We start from the raw sequence: 19,818 nt of genomic DNA, 5'->3' as shown, positions 1-19,818 counted from the left end.
GGTATTATATGAACGAAAGAACCCTGAAGGTGCTGGAATACGATAAGATAATTGAAATGCTGTCACAGAGGGCAGAGTCCTCTCTTGGTAAGAAGATGTGCCTTGAGCTCATGCCCTCTTCAATGATGTATGAGGTAAGGGAAAGGCTTAATGAAACGAGGGAAGCCATAGATGTTGTGCTGAGGTGGGGAAGCATGCCCCTTGGAGGTATTAAAGACATAGGGGAGACCGTTAAAAGGGCTAAGATGGGATTTACTTTAACCCCGGGTGAGCTTCTCGGGGTGTGTGATATATTAAGATGCACAAAAAGGCTCAAGGGTTTTATGAAGGAAGGAAGCAAATCGGAGCTTTACCCCATCATATATGAAACAGTTGAATCCCTTGTATATATAAAAAATCTTCAGGATGCCATAGAGCTTGCCATAGTTTCAGAGGACGAAATCTCCGACAGGGCAAGCGAAAAGCTCTACAGCATAAGAAGGGCTATAAGGGATAAAAACTCGAGGATAAGGGAAAAGCTTCAGTCAATGCTTTCAACCTACTCAAAATATCTTCAGGACCCGATTATAACCATAAGGGGGGACAGGTACGTTATCCCCGTTAAGGCCGAGCACAAGGGAAACGTGCCGGGGCTTGTGCATGACCAGTCCTCAAGCGGCTCAACCCTTTTTATCGAGCCTATGGCTGTTGTCGAGCTCAACAACGAAATAAAGGAGCTTACCTTAAAAGAGAAGGCCGAGATAGAGAGGATCCTGTCGGAGCTTTCGGAGAGGGTTGCAGCCTCTGCAGACGACTTGAAATACGACAACGAAAGTATTGCCTACCTTGACTTTTTAATGGCAAAGGCGAAGTTTGGGCTGGATTTAGATGGAACCATTCCTGAAGTTAATGACGATGGAATACTAAACATAAAGGCAGCAAGGCATCCTTTAATAGATAAGGAAAAGGTTGTCCCAATAGATATAAGGCTCGGTGAGAGGTATAACGCCCTTGTAATTACAGGGCCAAATACCGGAGGAAAGACTGTAACATTAAAGACAGCGGGGCTTTTAACCCTTATGGGAATGGCGGGGCTTGCAATACCAGCAAGGGACGGTTCACAAATTTCAATATTTAAAAACGTATTTGCAGATATAGGGGATGAACAGAGCATAGAGCAGAGCCTTTCAACCTTCTCATCCCATATGACAAACATCGTTAAAATAATGGAGAAGGTGGATGAAGGCTCGCTGGTTCTTGTTGATGAGCTCGGCGCCGGAACAGACCCTACAGAGGGTGCAGCCCTTGCAATGTCAATACTTGAAAGGCTTTATCAGAGGGGAGCGAAGATAATCGCAACAACCCACTACAGCGAGCTTAAGGTTTTTGCAATGGAAGAGGAGGGTTTTGAAAACGCCAGCGTTGAGTTTGACGTTGATACCTTAAGGCCAACCTACAGGCTTTTAATTGGAATCCCTGGAAAGTCAAATGCCTTTGAAATATCAAAGAGGCTTGGACTGGATGAAGGCGTAATTGAAAGGGCCAGGGAAATGATTGCAAAGGATGCAATTAAATTTGAAGATGTAATTCAAAACCTTCAAAGCAAAACAACCCTTGTTGAAAGGGAGCTTGATGAAGCCCAGAGGGCAAGGCGTGAGGCAAACGAGCTTAAAAAGGAGCTTTCAGAAAAGAAGTATAAGTTTGACAGCCAGAGGGATAAGCTTATTATGAAGGCCCAGGAGGAGGCAAGAAGCCTTATCAGGCAGGCCAAGGAAGAGGCAGATAGAATATTGAAGGAATTAAATGAGCTTAGAAGGAGGGCGGCAGAATCTGCAGCCATACAGGAAGCAGAAGAGGCGAGGAAGAAGCTTAAGGAAAAACTTGAGGGTATGGAAATAAAGGATGCAGACACCCTTGAGATTAAGGAAGGAATGGTGCCGGTTGATGAGGTTAAACCGGGAGACGAGGTTTATGTAACAACCCTGTCCCAGAAGGGAGTTGTATTATCTGGACCCGATTCCAGGGGTGAGGTTCAGATCCAGATCGGCGTGATGAAGATGAACGTTCCCATTAAAAAGCTTATGAGGGATGTAAATAAGAAGCAGGAAAGGAAAAAAACAGGAGCTGCAGCAATAGTAAGGCAGAAGGCAAACAACGTTCAAACATCAATAGACCTTAGAGGCCAGACAATAGACGAGGCCCTTTATAACCTTGACAAATACCTTGACGATGCATTCCTGGCGGGCTTTGAATATGTAACTATCATTCACGGAAAGGGTACAGGAGCCCTCAGAGAAGGAATAAAAGCAGCTCTGAAGCGCCATCATCACGTAAGGAGCCAGAGGATGGGGGATATAACCGAAGGAGGAAGCGGAGTTACCATTGTGGAGCTTAAAAAGTAGGATTTTTAAAATTAAACTATAGGGCAGGTTTCTGTGCCCGCCGGGCTGCCATAACATCCAGCGGACGGGCATGGAAACTCTCAGCCCTTTGTTTCAAAAAATTGAGAAATGCCCTTTTGATGGTATAAGCTGGCATTAATATTTAAACCTTTAATACAATTTTCTTCATCATATCAAGCCCTTCAATATCGATTTTATCAAATACCTTTATTGATCTAATGAATTCCTTAAAGGCCATTTCCTGAAAACCATTTACATAATAAATCTTTGCAAGCCTGAGCAGCACCTCATCGCTTTCAATGAGGTTTAGAAGCTGAAGGGATTTTTCAAATATTTCAAACTCTGACACCTTAAGAAGGGTATTAAGCAAATCGCAAATTATATTCAAATACACTGTAGATTCTACTCTGTCAGAACTTATAGTTTTACACATCTTGCCCTCAACCAGGCTTTTAAATGTTTTATAAACATGCCTAACCCTATCGTTAGTAAACTCCTTTGCTTTATTAAGAAGATTTTCAGCAGCGTTCATTTTATTTTCAAAAACCTCGCACATAACCATTTTATATAGGGCTTTCTCATAAAATTCTCCTGATTTAACTTTCTTAAAATATTTTAGAGCTTCTCGATAGTTTCTCATATGAAACAAACACATACCCTTGTAAAAAGATATTGTTTCTGTTTCCTCCAGAAATTCTCCGGCCTTGATTATATAGTCGTAAGCAATGTCATACCTCCCATGGCTGAAAAAAACATCCCCAAGGGTGAGATAGGCCGGACCATCCAGATTCCCATTAAATAAGCTTTCAAGCTGTCTTTTTATATAATCCATCTCCTTATTTCTATCGTCTGCCTTAAAATATATTTGAGCAATTTTTTCGAAGCATGGATAGAAATCAGGCTTTATTTTTAAACACTTTATGCAGCAATTATAGGCTTCCTGATAATCACCCATATCAAAATAAATTTCAGCAAGCGCATGATATGGCTTAAAGGTTCCAACGCCTACAATAAAGTTTAAATAGGATTTAGGCTCTCCAAGGTTTATACATTTTTCAAGGGACTTGATGGCAAGGGTATACCTTCCCAACCTGTGAAATAAGCAAGCCCTTAAATATTCAAGGTCAGTAAAGTCTGGAAAATATTTAAGGCCCTTTTCAATCATATCCAGTTCTTCATCATATTTCTTAAGCTCATGAAGGGTCATTACCATCCTTATGATAAGCTTTGGACTGTATCCCAGATCGGGTTTAAAGTTTTCATAGGCTTTATTATAATATTCAAGGGCCTTCTCAAAGTTGTGAAGGGCAAAATACTCATTGCCCATACCAAAAAGTAAAAAGCCGTTATTATTGTCATTTTCAAGCTCTTTTTCAAGGATCTCTATATTTCTTCTTCTCTTATTCTTATCTACTACATTCTTATTTAAATATCCATAATGGTTAAACCTTATCCTTTCAGACCTCATCTTTAAATCTTCAACAGTTCCACCCGAGCCTGGGCCTATTTGCTCATGTATGGCACCTGAAAACTTAATTCCCTTTCCATTTCTTATAAGCCTTACGTTTATATTCATAACGATGTCGTTTCCCGGCCTATCTCCAACGAAACTTAAAGTATCCATGAAATACACATCATAATCCGCATTTTTTAGTAAATCCAGAAGCTTTTGTTTATCTTCCCTTACCAGTTCATCATCGGCATCCATCAGCAAAATCCAGTCTCCCGCTGCTTTTTCAAGGGCAAAATTCTTTGCATCGCTGAAGTTGTTATTCCATTCATAATAATATACCTTTGCGCCATAGCTTTCTGCAATTTTAACCGTTGAATCCGTTGAACCCGTATCTACTACAATCATTTCGTCAACGATATCCTTAACGCTCTCTAGAGCCCTTCCTATATTTTCTTCCTCGTTTTTTGCGATCATGCATAAACTTAAAGACACTCCAATCGCCCCCTTTATATTAGAACACACCCTATCCAAACCCTTATACATAATATGACAATTTTTGTTTATTTGTTTTTGTCGTATAAAGTCTACACAAAAAAAATCCCAGCATATTATATAAAGGAGAATGTACGATGTAATTTTGACACAGGTAAGGATGTGGTGGCATGATTGACTATCAGAAATTGAAGGAAGAATATGCAAGCAAAAGAATGGGCGAGCTTCTAAGTATTTGTAATAATAGACACCCTATTTATGATTTAAACACAGGTTTAATAGATAAGGATGAAGGAAAAATTAATTCCAGCATAAAAAAGCTGGAATCCATGGGATATAGACATTCCTTCATAAAATTTGAATATCTTAAAGAAAAAAAACACTTAAATATTGGATACCTTCTTCCACATAATCTGATTACCGGCGGATACAAAATTCTTATAGAACAGGCTAACAATCTCTATACCAGGGGGCACAACGTTGTGCTCTACAGCCACTTTCCAAGACCGGAGTGGCTTGATGTTAAATGCAGATATTTTAAGGTACCATCTGACAGAGACCTCTATGAAATGGTATCCGGAATTGATTTAATAATTGCAGGCTACTGGGATTTGATTGCAGATGTCATGAAAGCAGAAGCCCCAATGAAATATTATATAGCCCAGGGTGATATAGATATATTTGAATATGACACCCTGCCCGATTATTTTAAAAATGCTGTGACAACAGCCCATTCTCTCCCTGTAAAAATCCTAACAGTGTCGAAGATCATGCAAAAAAGGCTGAAGGAGCTGTATGGCAGAGAGTCTGTACTGATACCAAATGCAATTGATGAAGGCATTTTTTACGCAGGGAAAAACAGGGGCAACAACCCTCCTGAAATACTCCTGGTTGGAAGCGATGCGCTGAAATTCAAAGGTCATGAGGATATAATTAAAGCCCTCTACCATTTGAAAAAGGAAGGGTATAAATTTAAAGTAAAATGGATTATTCCAGTACTCCCTGAAAAGGACTTTAGAGGGACAGGGATTAATATTGCATATCATGTCTGCCCAACACAGGATGAAATTGGCTGGCTCTACAGACATTCGGAAATATATATTTCAGGGTCATACTACGAGGCCTTCTCACTTCCTCCACTTGAAGCAATGGCATGTGGTACGGCAGTTATTACAACATCAAATGAGGGGGTAAAGGAATACGCTGTGGATAATGAAAACTGCCTCATGTATCAGGCAGGAAATGTTGATCAGCTAATTGAAAAGATAAAGATGCTTTTAAAATCCAGAAACCTCAGGAAGAGATTAATTGAAAAAGGGCTTGAAACTGCAAAGATGTACACCTGGAAGAATTCTATAGATCTCCTTGAGAAGGAGTTTATGGAGTATAAGGATAACATGGTGATCGGGGCCTTTGAAGCCCTTGATGTTTTGAAAGGCGGTGGAAGATGAAATGGAAGCCTCTATGGGTAATGGTAAAAAGAAGAAACCTCTGGTAAGCATTATTGTACTTGCATATAATCACCTTGAATACACAAAGCTCTGTATAGAAAGCATATATAAATACACATCACACATTGATTTTGAGTTAATTGCAGTAAATAATGGCTCAAGTGACGGAACTAAAGAGTATTTTGAATCCCTACCCGGTGCAAAGGTGATTAATTTTGAAAAAAACGTTGGACAGTGGAATGGGTTTAATGCAGGCGTTAAAGCCTCCCGGGGAAGGTATATATCCATAGTTGGAAATGACACAATACTTACAACGAACTGGATGGATAATCTTCTAAAATGTATTAAATCGGACAAAAAGATAGGAATGGCAGCTGCAGGGGCTAATGTAATAGATAACCATCAAATGATCAGCGCAGATTACAGCAATTTGGAAGAAATGCAGCAGTTTGCAAAGGAATATAACAAATCCAATCCTAAAAAGTGGGAGGAAAGAATCAGAATTATCCCTACTGTATGCATCATTAGACCTGAGGTATTTAAAAAGGCAGGCTACTTTGATCCAACATTTCGCTTCGGTGAATATGGCGATGATGACTTTTGCTTCAGGGTTAGAAGGGCTGGATATAAGTTAATATTTGCAGGGGATACCTTTATTCATCATTTCGGATCAGTAACAACGGATATAGAGCATAAAAAGTTCAACTCCCTTGCAATAAGCAGACAGCTTTTTATGGATAAATATGGCCTTGATATTATAAGGGATGGGTTTTACAATGCCATGCTGGTGGATGCAATTGAGTATCGTAAAAAACAGGCCGTTAAAATACTTGGAATAAACACCTTCTGTGGCTGTACACCCCTCCAGATTAAAAACAGATTTAAGACAATAGATGTAGAGGACGTTTACATCTCAACCTTTACAGAAGATCCAAAATATATTACGGATTTAAAAACCATTTCAGAAAGCGTTTTTTGCGGCAGCCTGGATAACATCAGGCAATTTTATAGGCAGGAAAGGTTCGATTATATCGTTTTGGAAGAGGGGCTTGAAAGGCACCAGAATATAGAGTTCATTTTTAGGGATTTAAAAAACCTTTTAAATGATAGGGGACAGTTAATTTTTATAATGGAAAATGAGTCCTATTTTAGAAATATTATAAAGCTCATAAACGGAGGCACTCTGTGCAGCGAAAATGATTTCTTCTATCCCTGCTATAACAAGGATAAACTTATAAAGCTATTTGAAACCCTGGGCTATAAAAATATAACTCCTGTTGGGTGTCAAATAATGGCTTCAGAGGATGATAAAAAGATAATTGATAGCATGATTGATTTACCCGGGATAAAAAATAAAGAAATAAGTAGATGTGCACTTTCTATCGCATATTTCGTATTCAGCCTCGAGGTTGACTGAAAGGATAAAAAGGTTAACTGGCTTGATGGTTTTGAATTTTAAACAAAGAAGTTCAAAGGTCTTTGATTTAAATTGGGGGGACGACGATGAAAGCAGTAATTCTTGCAGGAGGATATGGAAGCAGGTTAAGCGAAGAAACCTTAATTAAACCCAAACCAATGGTTGAAATAGGTGGGCGCCCTATTCTATGGCATATTATGAAGATATATTCCCACTATGGAATAAACGACTTCATAATATGCCTTGGATATAAAGGATATATGATTAAGGAATATTTTGCAAACTACTTTTTAAACCAGTCAGGAGTTACATTCGATATGAAGGAAAACAAAATGGATATCCACAGCCACAGATGTGAGCCATGGAAGGTAACGTTAATAGATACAGGTAAAGACACCTTAACGGGAGGAAGGCTGAAAAGGGTGCAGAGCTATGTAGGCAGTGAAACCTTTTGTTTGACATATGGTGATGGAGTTAGCGATGTTGATATATCAAAGCTGATAGAATTTCACAGGCTTCAAGGAACATGGGCTACACTTACCGCCGTTAAACCGCCGGAGAGGTTCGGGGTTTTGGAGCTTGAAGGAAATAAGGTTAGAAGGTTTAAAGAAAAACCCCAGGGGGAAGGCAGCTGGATTAACGGAGGATTTTTTGTACTTGAACCCCAAATCTTCGGCCTCATAGATGGTGATAAAACGGCATGGGAAAGGGAACCCCTTGAGAGGCTCGCAGGGATGGGGCAGCTTTCAGCCTATAAGCATGAAGGCTTCTGGATGCCTATGGATACCCTCAGGGACAAAATGAAGCTTGAGGAGCTTTACACTTCCGGAAGGGCCCCATGGGAGGTATGGAAACAAAATGAATAGGCTGTTTAACAATATATATGAAGGCAGAAGGGTGCTAATTACAGGGCATACGGGCTTCAAAGGTTCATGGCTTTCGATCTTTCTTATGGAACTCGGGGCATATGTTATAGGCTATGGGCTTAATCCCTGTACCGATAAGGACAATTTTTTGGTTTCAAACCTTAAGGATAGGATGATAGATGTCAGGGGGGACATAAGGGACGATAAAGGGCTGATGGAGGTATTTGAAAGGTTTAGTCCTGAAATAGTGTTCCATCTTGCAGCTCAGCCGCTTGTAAGAAAGTCCTATGAAATCCCAAAGGAAACCTATGAAGTGAATGTAATGGGAACCCTTAACGTACTTGAATGTATAAGAAAAACGGACTCAGTTCGGGCAGGAATCATCGTAACTACTGACAAATGCTATGAAAACAGGGAACAGATATGGGGGTACCGGGAAGATGACCCCCTGGGAGGATATGACCCATATAGCTCCAGCAAAGCCTGTGTAGAACTTTTAACTGCATCATACAGAAGCTCATTTATGAACCCGAAGGATTTCTCATGTCATGGTAAGGCCTTGGCCACTGCCAGAGCGGGAAATGTAATAGGAGGGGGAGACTGGTCAAAGGATAGGATTATACCTGACTGTATAAGGGCCCTGATGGAGGGCAGGCCCATTAAGATAAGAAACCCGATGGCCATACGCCCCTTTCAGCACGTTTTAGAGGCATTATACGGGTATTTGCTTCTCGCATCTAAAATGTGTGAAGAAGGCATAAGCTACAGCGGGCCATGGAACTTCGGCCCTGATTTCAACTCTGTGGTAACTGTTGAAAGGATTGTAAACATTATAATAGAAAAATGGGGAAATGGAGGATATATATGTCTGAATGATGAAAAGGCTCCACATGAATCACAACTTCTGATGCTTGACTGTACAAAGGCAAAAACCTGTCTTAATTGGAATCCGGTTCTAAACATAGATGAGGCAGCTGATCTAACTGTTGAGTGGTACAAAGGACTTATTCAAAGGGCTGATATTTATAAGCTGTGCTGCAGCCAGATAAAAAGATATTGTGAAAAAATTGAGGGTAAGGGGGAGGGACATGTCTAAAAAAGCGTTGATAACCGGAGCTGCCGGTTTTGCAGGTGCATGTTTGGCTGAAAACCTTGTTAAGGAAGGCTATGAGGTAAACATAATCGCAAGAAGTACCTCTAATATGTGGAGACTGAAAAGGATTATAAAGGAAATAAGGGTTTTCGAGGCCGATATTTGTGATGAATACAGCATAGATAAGGCACTAAGTAAAATAAAACCCGAATATATTTTTCATTTAGCTGCATACGGAGCATATTACTATCAGGAGGATGCAAAAAAAATTATAAACACAAACATAATTGGAACCGTTAATTTGGTAAACGCATGTTTAAAAGTTGATTTCAAATCCTTTATAAACTTTGGAAGCTCCTCAGAATATGGCATAAAAAATGAGCCTATGAAAGAGACGGATGTCCTTGAGCCCGTAAACACCTATGGGTTTGCAAAGGCTTCTCAATCTTTATATTGTCAGATGGCTGCAAGAACTTTTAATCTGCCCATTGCAACCATAAGGCCCTTCTCACTTTTTGGATATTATGAGGATAAAACCAGGCTCGTTCCGAGTGTAGTGCTTTCATGCCTTAGGGGAAGGAATCCAAAGCTTTCAAATAAAAATGCCGTTCGTGATTTTATTTTCATAGAGGATTTGATTGAACTTACAAAAATACTAAGTGAATGTAAAAGTTTAAGTGGAAAAATATATAACTGTGGCTTAGGCAAGCAGCACACCGTTGAAGAAATGGCAAGTACGATAATTCAGGAGTCAGGTTCCAAGGTGACCCCCATATGGGGAGCTTTACCGGACAGGAAAGTTCAGGCAAGCAAATGGGAGGCGGATATGAGCCTTGTAAAAAAGGAGCTCAACTGGGAGCCAAAGTTCACCCTAAGGGAAGGAGTCAGGAAAACCATTGAATGGTTTAAAAACAATATTGATTTGTATGAGGGAATGTAAATGAGGGATAGGGAAATAGAATTTTTAAAAAATAAGGCCAGTGAGTTAAGAAAGGCCGTCGTGACAATGGCACATAAATCAGGAAGTTCCCACGTGGCATCGGCGCTATCAATGATGGATATACTTACAGTTCTATATTTTAAGATATTGAATATAGCCCCTGAAACTGCAAAAAGCCCTTTGAGGGATAAATTCATACTGAGCAAGGGACATGGGGCTTCAGGCCTCTATGCTGTCCTTGCAGAAAGGGGCTTTTTCGATAAAGGCATCCTTGATTCATACTGCAGGGATGGTTCCGCCCTTTCAGGACACCCAAAAAAGGACAGCCTCCCCGGCATAGAATGCTCTACGGGATCCCTTGGACATGGACTTTCAATGGGGTGTGGGATTGCCCTGGGGGATAAGCATTCAAATATAAATGCCAGAACTGTTGTTTTAATGGGGGATGGGGAATGTAATGAAGGCTCGGTATGGGAATCAGCTATGTTTGCAGCACAAAAAAGGCTTAACAACCTTATAGCTGTAATCGACAACAACAAACTCCAGGGCCTTGGAAAAGTGGATGAAATAACAGCCCTTGAACCTATAGGGGAGAAATGGAAAGCCTTTGGATGGAACGTAATTGAGATAGATGGACACAACGTAAGTGAAATATATGACGCACTAATCACGGCATATGGGAGTTTAGATTTTCCAACTGCAATCATTGCCAGAACCATAAAAGGAAGAGGGGTTTCATTTATGGAAAACAGGCTTGAATGGCACTACAGGTCCACAAATGAAGAGCAGTTTCAAAGGGCCCTAAAGGAGTTGGATTAAATGAGAAGTACCTTTATAAATACATTAACGAAAATGGCAAGGCAGGATAAAGAGCTTTATTTAATTACAGGGGACCTTGGCTTTTCAGTATTTGAAGGGTTTCAGAAGGAGTTTGGAGAGAGGTTTATAAACGCCGGAATAAGCGAGGCCAATATGATAGGCACTGCAGCGGGCCTTGCAATGGTTGGGAAAAGGGTTTTCGTATACTCAATAATACCATTTCTGACAATGAGATGTTTTGAACAGATAAGAAACGATCTTTGTTATCAAAATTTAAACGTATGCCTCGTTGGAGTCGGAGGAGGATTAAGCTACGGAAGCTCCGGAGCAACCCACCATGCCATAGAGGACATTTCGATTATGAGGTCGCTTCCAAACATGAAGGTTATATGCCCCGGAGACCCATTTGAAGTTCAAAGGGCGGTTGAGCAGGTGATTTCCCTCTCAGGGCCGTCATACATCAGGCTTAGCAAAAATGGGGAGCCAAGGCTCCACAGTGACGATGCAGACTTTAAAATCGGAAAAGCCATAAAGATGATGGAGGGAAGGGATATATCAATAATAGCCACAGGAAACATGCTGGAGGAGGCGATTGAGGTTTCCAGGGAATTAATAGGAATTGGATATGGAGTAAAACTTATAAGCATGCACACCATAAAGCCCATAGATGAACAAATTATAAAGGAATGCATCCATGAAACAAGGGCTATTTTTACTATTGAGGAACACAGTATAATAGGTGGGCTTGGAGGAGCTGTTTCGGAGGTTGTTGCAGGGAATATAACAAAACCCTTTATCTTTAAGCCATTTGGAATTCCCGATGTATATGCCGATTCGGCCGGAAGCAGCTCTTATTTCAGGAAGAAATATGGGATAAACAGGGATGGAGTATTGAAGAGCATAATAGAAACTATGAAGTCAGTATAATAGTCGTAATACTCCTTCGCCTGGAACTTCCAATTGCATGCTTTATGTGAATTTCATATATTTTTTATCTCCGATTGTTTGCAGCAAAACAGAACAGGTTAGATTAATGGCTCTGTAAGAATTAAATCAGTAATTTTAAAGGTGATATGAAATGAAAACTGAAAGTGAGATAAGAAAGGAAATTTTGGATTTGGTACATGAGCTTTACAGGATAAGGGAACAAAATAAAAAGTTTATTCCCGGCAAAACAAGGATCCACTATTCAGGCAGGGTATTTGATGAAAAGGAAATGAAAGCTGCTGTGGATTCTGTTCTTGACTTCTGGCTCACCCTGGGAAAAAGGGGAAGGGAGTTTATAAAGGATTTCACAGAGTATATGGGAATGAAATACGGGGTTGTAACGAACTCCGGCTCCTCTGCGAACCTGCTTGCCTTAAGCGCCCTTTGCTCCAAAAATATCCGAAAACCTCTAAGGATGGGGGATGAAGTAATAACAACAGCTTTAACCTTTCCAACTACCCTTAACCCCATCCTTCAAAATGGGCTGACACCCGTATTTGTGGATGTTGAAGAGGGTACGTACAACATTGACACGGAAATGATAGAAAGGGCAATCTCCCAAAAAACAAGGGCCATTTTCTTTGCTCATACCCTGGGAAACCCTGCGGATATGGACAAAATAATGGACATAGCAGGAAAATACAATCTTTATGTCATTGAGGATACCTGCGATGCCCTGGACTCAAGGTTTAAGGGAAAGCTCTGCGGAACCTTCGGCGATATGTCAACCTTCAGCTTCTATGCCGCCCATCACATTACGATGGGTGAAGGGGGAGCTGTCCTTACCAATAATTATGAGCTTTACAAACAGGTACTTTCTATAAGGGACTGGGGCCGGGCATGCTTCTGTCAGACCGGGGAGGAAAATCCAAGCGGTGCCTGCGGCCACAGGTTTGATTATAAATTTGAAGGGCTTCCGGAAGGATACGATCATAAATATGTCTACAGCAACGTAGGATACAACCTTAAACCCCTTGATATCCAATGCGCCATGGGAATAGAGCAGTTAAAAAAGCTTCCCTCCTTTACGGAAAGAAGGAAGCACAACTTTAACCATCTCTACAACCTTTTCAAAAAATATGAGAGTAAATTTATACTTCCAAGGTGGTTAAAGGAAGCCGAGCCCTCATGGTTTGCGCTGCCCCTTACCATACGGGAAGATGCAGGCTTTACAAGAAAGGAGTTTATCGCCTATCTTGAATCGAAGCTTATAGAAACAAGGATGCTCTTTGCAGGAAATATATTAAAGCATCCTGCCTATAAGAATATAAACTGCAGGATAGAGGGAGAGCTTAACAACACAAACGCCATACTCGAGAGGGCCTTCTTCATAGGAGTCTACCCGGGATTAACCGAAGAAATGCTGGATTATATGTCAAGTGCAGTTGACGAGTTTATGAATTTGCGTTGAAGCAGATGAAAGTGAAGGAAATATTTTTCCCATTGGAAGCGGCGTGTTCTTTTCAGTACCCTAAAACCACATTCGGCATATACTGAATAGAGGGCAGCGCGCTTTTGGAGGGGTATATATGAAAATAGTTCCCGTAATGCTTAAATACGACTATGGAATAGCCGAAAGGGGAGAATCCCTTGAAAAGAGGGGGTTTCTTCCGGCTTTAAAAAATATAGGAGAGGAGGTTGTCCCCTTCTGGCTTGAGGAGCACGGTTTTCCAAATGATAAGGAATCACTTCAAAGGGAGATAATAAGTTTTGTTAAAAGGGAGAACCCTGACATAGTTTTTTTTGTGCTGATGAGGGATGAGGTTGCCCTTGAAACCATAGAAAAACTTTCGAAGAAATATATCACAATCAACTGGTTTTGTGATGACAACTGGAGGTTTGACAGCTTTACAAAATACACAGCACCCAGGCTGCGATGGTCCATAACCACTGATAAATACAGCCTTGACAAATACAGTGAAATAGGATACAGCAATGTAGTCCTTTCTCAATGGGCCTCCTACGACTATGTAGATAATATAGACTTTGAAAATATAGATTATAAATACGACATCTCATTTATAGGAGGTATAAGCAGTTCAAGGGCCTGGGCCGTTAATTACTTAAGGAGAAGGGGCTACAACGTTGAATGTTTTGGTGCAGGGTGGCCAAATGGAAGGGTATCCTACGAGGACATAAAACAAATAATACTGCACTCAAAGATAAACCTTAACCTGTCAAACTCCGTATCAAAGGACATAAGGTACATCCTTGATGACGAGAAAAACATCGATGAATACATGAGAAGCAGCAAGAGGGTGGAACAAATAAAGGCCAGGAATTTTGAAATTCCATGCTTTGGAGGCTTCCAGCTATCTCAGTACGCTCCGGGCCTTGAGGATTATTTTGATATAGGAAAGGAAATTGCAATATTTAGCAGCATCGATGAACTGGAGTTAAATATAAGATATTATCTCAAAAATGAAAATAAGAGGATGGAAATTTTAAAAGCATCCCATAAGAGGGCAAGGGATTACACATATACTTCGGTTTTGAAAAAAGCATTTGAAACAATTATGAATAATAGCAAAAAGCACAGAACGAGGAGAAAAAAGGCAGCAGATGCCGATAAACCTGCCCTTAAAAAGGCAGCTATCCAAACGGTTGATTTTTTCTGCAGGAACAGAATGTTCGATTTAAATGATAAAATATCCAACAGAGACAATTGTCTCTATCACTGGTATCTCTTGAGGGAAAAGCTTAAAGAAAAAGGTTATGAACTAAATACTCACGACATAAACGATATTGCAGCTTCAGAATTTGTAATATACAGCGACATGCCTCAAAGCCTGCAGAGGCTTGATAATAACTTTTTGATTCTCTTTGAAACAAGTCTTATACGCCCCGATAACTGGCTTGTGGAAAATCATAAATACTTTAAAAAGATATTTGTATGGCATGACGACTATGTGGACGGTAAAAAATACATCAAATACTTCTGGCCAAACAAAATTCCTGATACGATTGATTTCAATATAGAAGACAAAAGGGGATTTTGCACCCTAATTGCAGGGCATAAGCTTGTATTCCATGAACAGGAACTATATAGCGAAAGGATTAAAGCCATCCGATGGTTTGAAAATAACCATCCCGAAGAATTCGATTTATACGGGATGGACTGGGATAAAAGCATATATTCAAGGGACGGAAGGATTATAGATGGTAATGATTACCCTTCGTATAAAGGAAGAATAGAATCAAAATACGATGTATTAAAGAAATATAAGTTTTCCATATGCTATGAAAACGTCAGGGATATAAGAGGATATATAACAGAAAAAATCTTTGACTGCTTCTTCGCAGGCTGTGTCCCAATCTATCTTGGAGCGCCCAACATAACCGATTATGTTCCTGAAAACACATTCATCGACAGGCGAAAATTTGCAACCTACGAAGAGCTCTACAGCCATATTAAAAACATGCCAGACGATGAATACATGGGATACATTGAAGCAATAAAAAACTACCTCAAAAGTGAAAAAATACGCCTCTTTAGCGCAGAGAATTTTGTAAATACAGTTGTAGAAGGAATTATAAGCTCAATTTAACATAAATATATTCATCGGAGGCATAAATATGAAAAGAGCACTAATCACAGGAATTACAGGTCAGGACGGATCATATCTTGCCGAACTGCTTCTTGAGAAGGGTTATGAAGTACACGGAATAATCAGGCGTTCAAGTTCCTTTAACACTGGAAGAATAGAACATCTATATCAGGATATACACGAAAAGAACCTGAAACTCATTCTCCATTATGGAGACATGACGGACTCCAGCAATCTAAGCAGGTTGATTTATAGTATAAACCCTGATGAAATATATAATCTAGCTGCACAGAGCCATGTTAAGGTGTCCTTTGATATACCGGAATACACGGCTGAAGTTGATGCACTTGGTACCCTCAGGATACTTGACGCCATAAAGGATACCAAAATAAAAACAAGGTTTTATCAGGCCTCAACCAGCGAACTCTATGGAAAGGCTTTGGAAATCCCCCAGAAGGAGACGACACCCTTTTACCCAAGGAGCCCCTATGCAGCGGCAAAACTTTATGCCTTCTGGATAACCAAAAACTACAGGGAAGCCTACGGCCTGTATGCATGTAATGGAATACTCTTCAACCACGAATCTCCAAGGCGCGGTGAAACCTTTGTAACGAGGAAGATTACAAAGGCAGCATGCAGAATTGCAAAGGGAAAGCAGGAAAAGCTCTACCTTGGCAACTTAAACGCCATGCGTGACTGGGGTTATGCAAAGGATTACGTTGAAGCTATGTGGCTTATGCTTCAGCAGGAAAAGGCAGAAGACTATGTAATTGCCACAGGGGAAACCCATACTGTAAGGGAATTCTGTGAAAAGGCCTTTAAATACGTTGGTATCGATATTGAGTGGAGGGGAAAGGAGGAAGACGAAAAGGGTTATGATTCTAAAACGGGTAAAGTGGTGGTTGAGATTGACCCGAGGTATTTTAGACCCACTGAAGTAGACCTGCTAATAGGGGATCCATCAAAGGCCAGGAAGGAACTTGGCTGGCAGCCCAGGGTTACCTTCGAGGAGCTTGTAAAAATAATGATGGAGGCAGACCTGAAGAAAGTATGAATTCATATATTTTTATCGCAGCGTCTTAAATCAATTTCAGGAGTTGCATTCTATGAAAGATTTCAGATGGGACAATTTAAACGTTTTAGTAACCGGAGGCAGCGGATTTATAGGCTCCTACGTAGTTGAAAAACTCCTTCAGCGCGGTGCAAAGGAAAGCAATATATTAATCCCCCGCAGCTTTCAATATGACCTTACGGAAATGAAAAACTGTCTGGAGGTTGTAAAGGATATGGATATGGTAATCCATCTGGCGGCAGTGGTAGGCGGAATAGGGTATACAAAGAAGCATCCCGGCACTTCATTCTACAAAAATATGATTATGAACGTACAGCTCATGGAAGCTGCACGGATAAAAGGGGTTAAAAAATTTGTTTCTATAGGCTCGGCATGTTCATATCCTAAACACGCACCGGTACCCTTTAAGGAAGAGGATCTTTTTAACGGGTATCCTGAAGAAACCAATGCAAGCTACGGTTACACAAAGCTTATGATGCTGGTGCAGTCCCAGGCATACAGACAGGAATTCGGAATGAACGCTGTTGTGGTTGTTCCATTTAATGCATATGGGCCGCGGGATAACTTTGACAGGGATACTTCCCACGTTATTCCAGCTCTTATTAGAAAATGCCTTGAAAACCAGGATGAAATCGTCGTATGGGGGGACGGTTCACCATCAAGAAGCTTTATCTATGCAGAGGATTTTGCAGAAGGCGTAGTTTTAGCTGCAGAAAAGCTAAATGAACCAATACCTGTTAATATCGGAACGGATGAGGAGATTACAATAAAAGACCTCCTTGAGAAGATAATAAGGTTAACGGGCTTTAAGGGAAGAATCGTCTACGATACCAGCAAACCAAACGGTCAGCCAAGAAGATGCGCGAGCATCAAAAGGGCCAGGGAGCTTTTGGGATTTACTCCAAAATGGACATTGGAGGAAGGGCTGAAAAGGACCATAGAATGGTATAAGGAAAATTACATGTAAGCAATTTAAAGGAGCGTTTCAATGAATAAAATAGGAGTTGGCTGTGCATCTATAACAGAGCTTGAAAAAAAATACGTAATGGATGCCCTTGAAAGTGAGAGGCTGTCACAGGGCAGCTACGTGGCAAAATTTGAAAAGGAGTTTGCAAGGCTGCACAATCAAAAATATGGAATCATGTGCAGCAGTGGCACTGCAGCACTTCATGTGGCCCTTGAGATATTAAAGGAAGTGGAAAACTGGAATTCAAATACGGAGGTACTGGTTCCTGCAGTAACATTTATAGCCACCTCAAACGCCTGTATTCAGGCAGGGCTTAAACCCGTTTTTGTAGATGTGGATGAAAAAACTTACAATATAAACCCTGCAGAAATCGAAAAACACATAAACGAAAACACTAGGGCCATTATTCCTGTACACACCTTCGGGCAGCCCTGTGAAATGGATGAAATAATGGAAATCGCTAAAAAATACAATTTAAAGGTGATTGAAGACTGTGCCGAAGCCCATTTTGCAAAATACAAAAATCAGCCTGTTGGAAGTTTTGGAAGTCTAGCAGCATCCAGCACCTATGTGGCCCACACCATAACTACAGGCATTGGTGGAATAATCATAACCAATGACAGGACATATATGGAAATAGCCAGATCCTTAATTGCCCACGGCAGGGACTGTACATGTGAAAAGTGCATTGCTTCAGATCCCAGGATGGTTTGTCCAAAGAGAATGAATACGGAAATGGATAGAAGGTTTTTGTTTGTAAGGCTTGGCTACAGCTACAGGATAGGGGAGATTGAAGGAGCCCTGGGCCTTGCGCAGCTTGAAAGGGTAGGTGAAATTATGTCCAAAAGAAAAGAAAACGCCCGCTATCTGACAGAAGCCCTTAAAAAATACTCCGACGTGCTGCAGCTTCCGGAATTCAATGACTATATAGACCATACCTTTATGATGTATCCAATCGTTGTGAGAAAAAACAGTACCTTTACAAGGGATGAGCTTACGAGATTTTTGGAAAAAAACAATATCGAGACAAGGCCTATGCTTCCGCTTTTAAATCAACCGGTATATAAAAGGATTTTCGGAAATATTGAGGATGACTATCCCGTCGCAAAATGGATTAACAGAAGCGGTTTTTATATTGGATGCCACCACGGCCTGGGAAAGGATGAACTGAACAAAATAAAGGATGTTTTTGACAGTTTCTTTAAGAGATGATAAAAGAGCAGGGGTTCTAAAAAGGTGAAATGATTAAGGGATGGCTGCAAAATCACAGTGTATTTCGTTGTGTTTAACCGAAGCTTATTAAACGAAATCACTTGGCTTTACAGCCATCTTAAGTTTAGAATTTCTTTTTAGAGACCGGCAGTGAATGGAATACATTTTGCCTACATAAATACTTTTTAGACAACATCGTTTTTTGCGGCAGTTTAAAGGCGAGAAAAATGTCTGAATTAATATATCTTTTGCTGAAAATTTATATGCATTTAAGCAATTTTGTCGTATATATCATATTATATACTGAACAAAGGATGACTGGGCTTGAGTTGATTGTAAGAAATAAAGAATTTTTGGGGGGAGATTTCCATGCCTAATAATCTAGTCTTTAATGATGTCGCCAGTCAGTTAAAAGTACTGGTGTATGGATTAAACGGTGCAAATCTGCAGTCTCTTAGTTTGGATGCAAACGGTGCAGTAAGCGTAAGCGCAAACAACTTCAGCATAAGAAGCCTGTCGGTAAGTACCGATACAGTAAGCGTTAGTGCAAACAGCTTTGATATCAGGCCTCTTACAGTAAGCACCGATACGGTAAGCGTAAGCGCAAACAGCTTTGATATCAGGCCTCTTACAGTAAGCACTGACACAGTAAGTGTGAGCGCAAACAACTTCAGCATAAGAAGCTTGTCAGTAAGTACCGATACTGTAAGCGTAAGTGCAAACAACTTCAATATCAGAAGCCTTACACAGGGTACAGACACTGTAGGTACTATTTCCAGCGGTGCAGTATTTACTTCAGCAAGTGCAGTTATAACTTCAACAGGTACCGGTATTGCCTTTACAATTGACAACTCCCAGGATGTAATATATTCCTTCTATGTAAGGAACACCGGCGCAGGAGCAGTTTCAGTAAAACTTCAAATAGCTCCCGTTAACACTGAGGATTACTTTGTAGATGACAGCACAGAAACTCTTGTTGCAGCATCTACTGGAAAGGTTACACTGGCAACTGTTAAATATCTTAGATACACGAGGCTGTATTTCGACACCGGATCCACAGCAGGAAGCTTTGAAGTATTTTACAATGCCCATAGATAATGATATTGGGCTATCGATTAAA

At 40.5% G+C, this 19,818-nt stretch carries 15 protein-coding genes; 14 read left to right on the top strand and 1 reads right to left on the bottom strand.

The annotated features are described in order from the left end of the window. Positions 1-8 precede the first annotated feature (8 nt). On the top strand, positions 9-2,381 hold the full coding sequence (locus tag EDD71_RS06830; RefSeq protein ID WP_133628002.1) for an endonuclease MutS2: 2,373 nt from the start codon (positions 9-11) through the stop codon (positions 2,379-2,381). Positions 2,382-2,523: 142 nt separating this feature from the next. Here the strand turns inward: EDD71_RS06830 and EDD71_RS06825 are convergent, their stop codons facing one another. Beyond that, the gene (locus EDD71_RS06825; RefSeq protein WP_166636376.1) at positions 2,524-4,326 is read right to left on the bottom strand and encodes a glycosyltransferase; all 1,803 of its coding nucleotides are present in this window, start codon (positions 4,324-4,326) and stop codon (positions 2,524-2,526) included. A 170-nt stretch (positions 4,327-4,496) separates the two neighbouring features. Between EDD71_RS06825 and EDD71_RS06820 the strand changes: the two genes are divergently transcribed. The 13 genes from EDD71_RS06820 (at position 4,497) to EDD71_RS15265 (ending at position 19,796) form a co-directional block, all read left to right on the top strand. Next, positions 4,497-5,777 carry a glycosyltransferase family 4 protein gene (locus EDD71_RS06820; RefSeq protein WP_133628000.1) on the top strand — a complete coding sequence of 427 codons (1,281 nt, stop codon included), beginning with the start codon at positions 4,497-4,499 and terminating at the stop codon, positions 5,775-5,777. Next, positions 5,767-7,194 carry a glycosyltransferase family 2 protein gene (locus EDD71_RS06815; protein ID WP_133627999.1) on the top strand — a complete coding sequence of 476 codons (1,428 nt, stop codon included), beginning with the start codon at positions 5,767-5,769 and terminating at the stop codon, positions 7,192-7,194. Before EDD71_RS06820 ends, EDD71_RS06815 begins: the two co-directional genes overlap by 11 nt. Positions 7,195-7,280: 86 nt before the next feature. Continuing rightward, positions 7,281-8,060 carry a glucose-1-phosphate cytidylyltransferase gene (gene rfbF, locus EDD71_RS06810; protein ID WP_133627998.1) on the top strand — a complete coding sequence of 260 codons (780 nt, stop codon included), beginning with the start codon at positions 7,281-7,283 and terminating at the stop codon, positions 8,058-8,060. Further along, positions 8,053-9,156 (top strand): CDP-glucose 4,6-dehydratase, encoded by a 1,104-nt coding sequence (gene rfbG, locus EDD71_RS06805; protein ID WP_133627997.1) that lies wholly within the window; start codon positions 8,053-8,055, stop codon positions 9,154-9,156. Before rfbF ends, rfbG begins: the two co-directional genes overlap by 8 nt. Then, on the top strand, positions 9,149-10,093 hold the full coding sequence (locus EDD71_RS06800; protein WP_133627996.1) for an NAD-dependent epimerase/dehydratase family protein: 945 nt from the start codon (positions 9,149-9,151) through the stop codon (positions 10,091-10,093). Before rfbG ends, EDD71_RS06800 begins: the two co-directional genes overlap by 8 nt. Next, a complete protein-coding gene (locus EDD71_RS06795; RefSeq protein ID WP_133627995.1) occupies positions 10,094-10,912 on the top strand; it encodes a transketolase in 819 nt (272 codons plus the stop codon). It abuts the gene before it with no gap. Continuing rightward, positions 10,913-11,839, top strand: a complete 927-nt coding sequence (locus tag EDD71_RS06790; RefSeq protein WP_133627994.1) for a transketolase family protein — start codon at positions 10,913-10,915, stop codon at positions 11,837-11,839. 151 nt (positions 11,840-11,990) lie between these two features. Further along, a complete protein-coding gene (gene rfbH, locus EDD71_RS06785) occupies positions 11,991-13,310 on the top strand; it encodes a lipopolysaccharide biosynthesis protein RfbH (RefSeq protein WP_133627993.1) in 1,320 nt (439 codons plus the stop codon). A 118-nt stretch (positions 13,311-13,428) separates the two neighbouring features. Further along, on the top strand, positions 13,429-15,447 hold the full coding sequence (locus tag EDD71_RS15515; RefSeq protein WP_207669297.1) for a glycosyltransferase family protein: 2,019 nt from the start codon (positions 13,429-13,431) through the stop codon (positions 15,445-15,447). 28 nt (positions 15,448-15,475) lie between these two features. Then, complete coding sequence (gmd, locus tag EDD71_RS06770; RefSeq protein WP_133627992.1) at positions 15,476-16,501, top strand: GDP-mannose 4,6-dehydratase; 1,026 nt, start codon at positions 15,476-15,478, stop codon at positions 16,499-16,501. Positions 16,502-16,553: 52 nt separating this feature from the next. Further along, on the top strand, positions 16,554-17,486 hold the full coding sequence (locus EDD71_RS06765) for a GDP-L-fucose synthase family protein (protein ID WP_133627991.1): 933 nt from the start codon (positions 16,554-16,556) through the stop codon (positions 17,484-17,486). Between the two features lie 21 nt (positions 17,487-17,507). Next, positions 17,508-18,698: a DegT/DnrJ/EryC1/StrS family aminotransferase gene (locus EDD71_RS06760; protein WP_133627990.1), complete on the top strand. Its 1,191-nt coding sequence runs from the start codon at positions 17,508-17,510 to the stop codon at positions 18,696-18,698. A gap of 369 nt (positions 18,699-19,067) precedes the next feature. Then, entirely contained in the window at positions 19,068-19,796 is a 729-nt protein-coding gene (locus tag EDD71_RS15265) for a DUF6385 domain-containing protein (protein ID WP_166636374.1), read from the top strand. Positions 19,797-19,818: the final 22 nt, after the last annotated feature.

The sequence above is a fragment of the Fonticella tunisiensis genome (assembly GCF_004364155.1).
GTDB lineage: Bacteria > Bacillota > Clostridia > Clostridiales > Caloramatoraceae > Fonticella > Fonticella tunisiensis.
Note: the sequence above shows the minus strand (reverse complement) of the source record. Positions and strands in the feature narration are given on the sequence as shown.

Bases quoted from the DNA above. Each gene is read 5' to 3' on its own strand.
- EDD71_RS06830 (WP_133628002.1), top strand. From the start codon at position 9: ATGAACGAAAGAACCCTGAAGGTGCTGGAATACGATAAGATAATTGAA.
- EDD71_RS06820 (WP_133628000.1), top strand. From the start codon at position 4,497: ATGATTGACTATCAGAAATTGAAGGAAGAATATGCAAGCAAAAGAATG.
- rfbF (WP_133627998.1), top strand. From the start codon at position 7,281: ATGAAAGCAGTAATTCTTGCAGGAGGATATGGAAGCAGGTTAAGCGAA.
- rfbG (WP_133627997.1), top strand. From the start codon at position 8,053: ATGAATAGGCTGTTTAACAATATATATGAAGGCAGAAGGGTGCTAATT.
- EDD71_RS06800 (WP_133627996.1), top strand. From the start codon at position 9,149: ATGTCTAAAAAAGCGTTGATAACCGGAGCTGCCGGTTTTGCAGGTGCA.
- EDD71_RS06795 (WP_133627995.1), top strand. From the start codon at position 10,094: ATGAGGGATAGGGAAATAGAATTTTTAAAAAATAAGGCCAGTGAGTTA.
- EDD71_RS06790 (WP_133627994.1), top strand. From the start codon at position 10,913: ATGAGAAGTACCTTTATAAATACATTAACGAAAATGGCAAGGCAGGAT.
- rfbH (WP_133627993.1), top strand. From the start codon at position 11,991: ATGAAAACTGAAAGTGAGATAAGAAAGGAAATTTTGGATTTGGTACAT.
- EDD71_RS15515 (WP_207669297.1), top strand. From the start codon at position 13,429: ATGAAAATAGTTCCCGTAATGCTTAAATACGACTATGGAATAGCCGAA.
- gmd (WP_133627992.1), top strand. From the start codon at position 15,476: ATGAAAAGAGCACTAATCACAGGAATTACAGGTCAGGACGGATCATAT.
- EDD71_RS06765 (WP_133627991.1), top strand. From the start codon at position 16,554: ATGAAAGATTTCAGATGGGACAATTTAAACGTTTTAGTAACCGGAGGC.
- EDD71_RS06760 (WP_133627990.1), top strand. From the start codon at position 17,508: ATGAATAAAATAGGAGTTGGCTGTGCATCTATAACAGAGCTTGAAAAA.
- EDD71_RS15265 (WP_166636374.1), top strand. From the start codon at position 19,068: ATGCCTAATAATCTAGTCTTTAATGATGTCGCCAGTCAGTTAAAAGTA.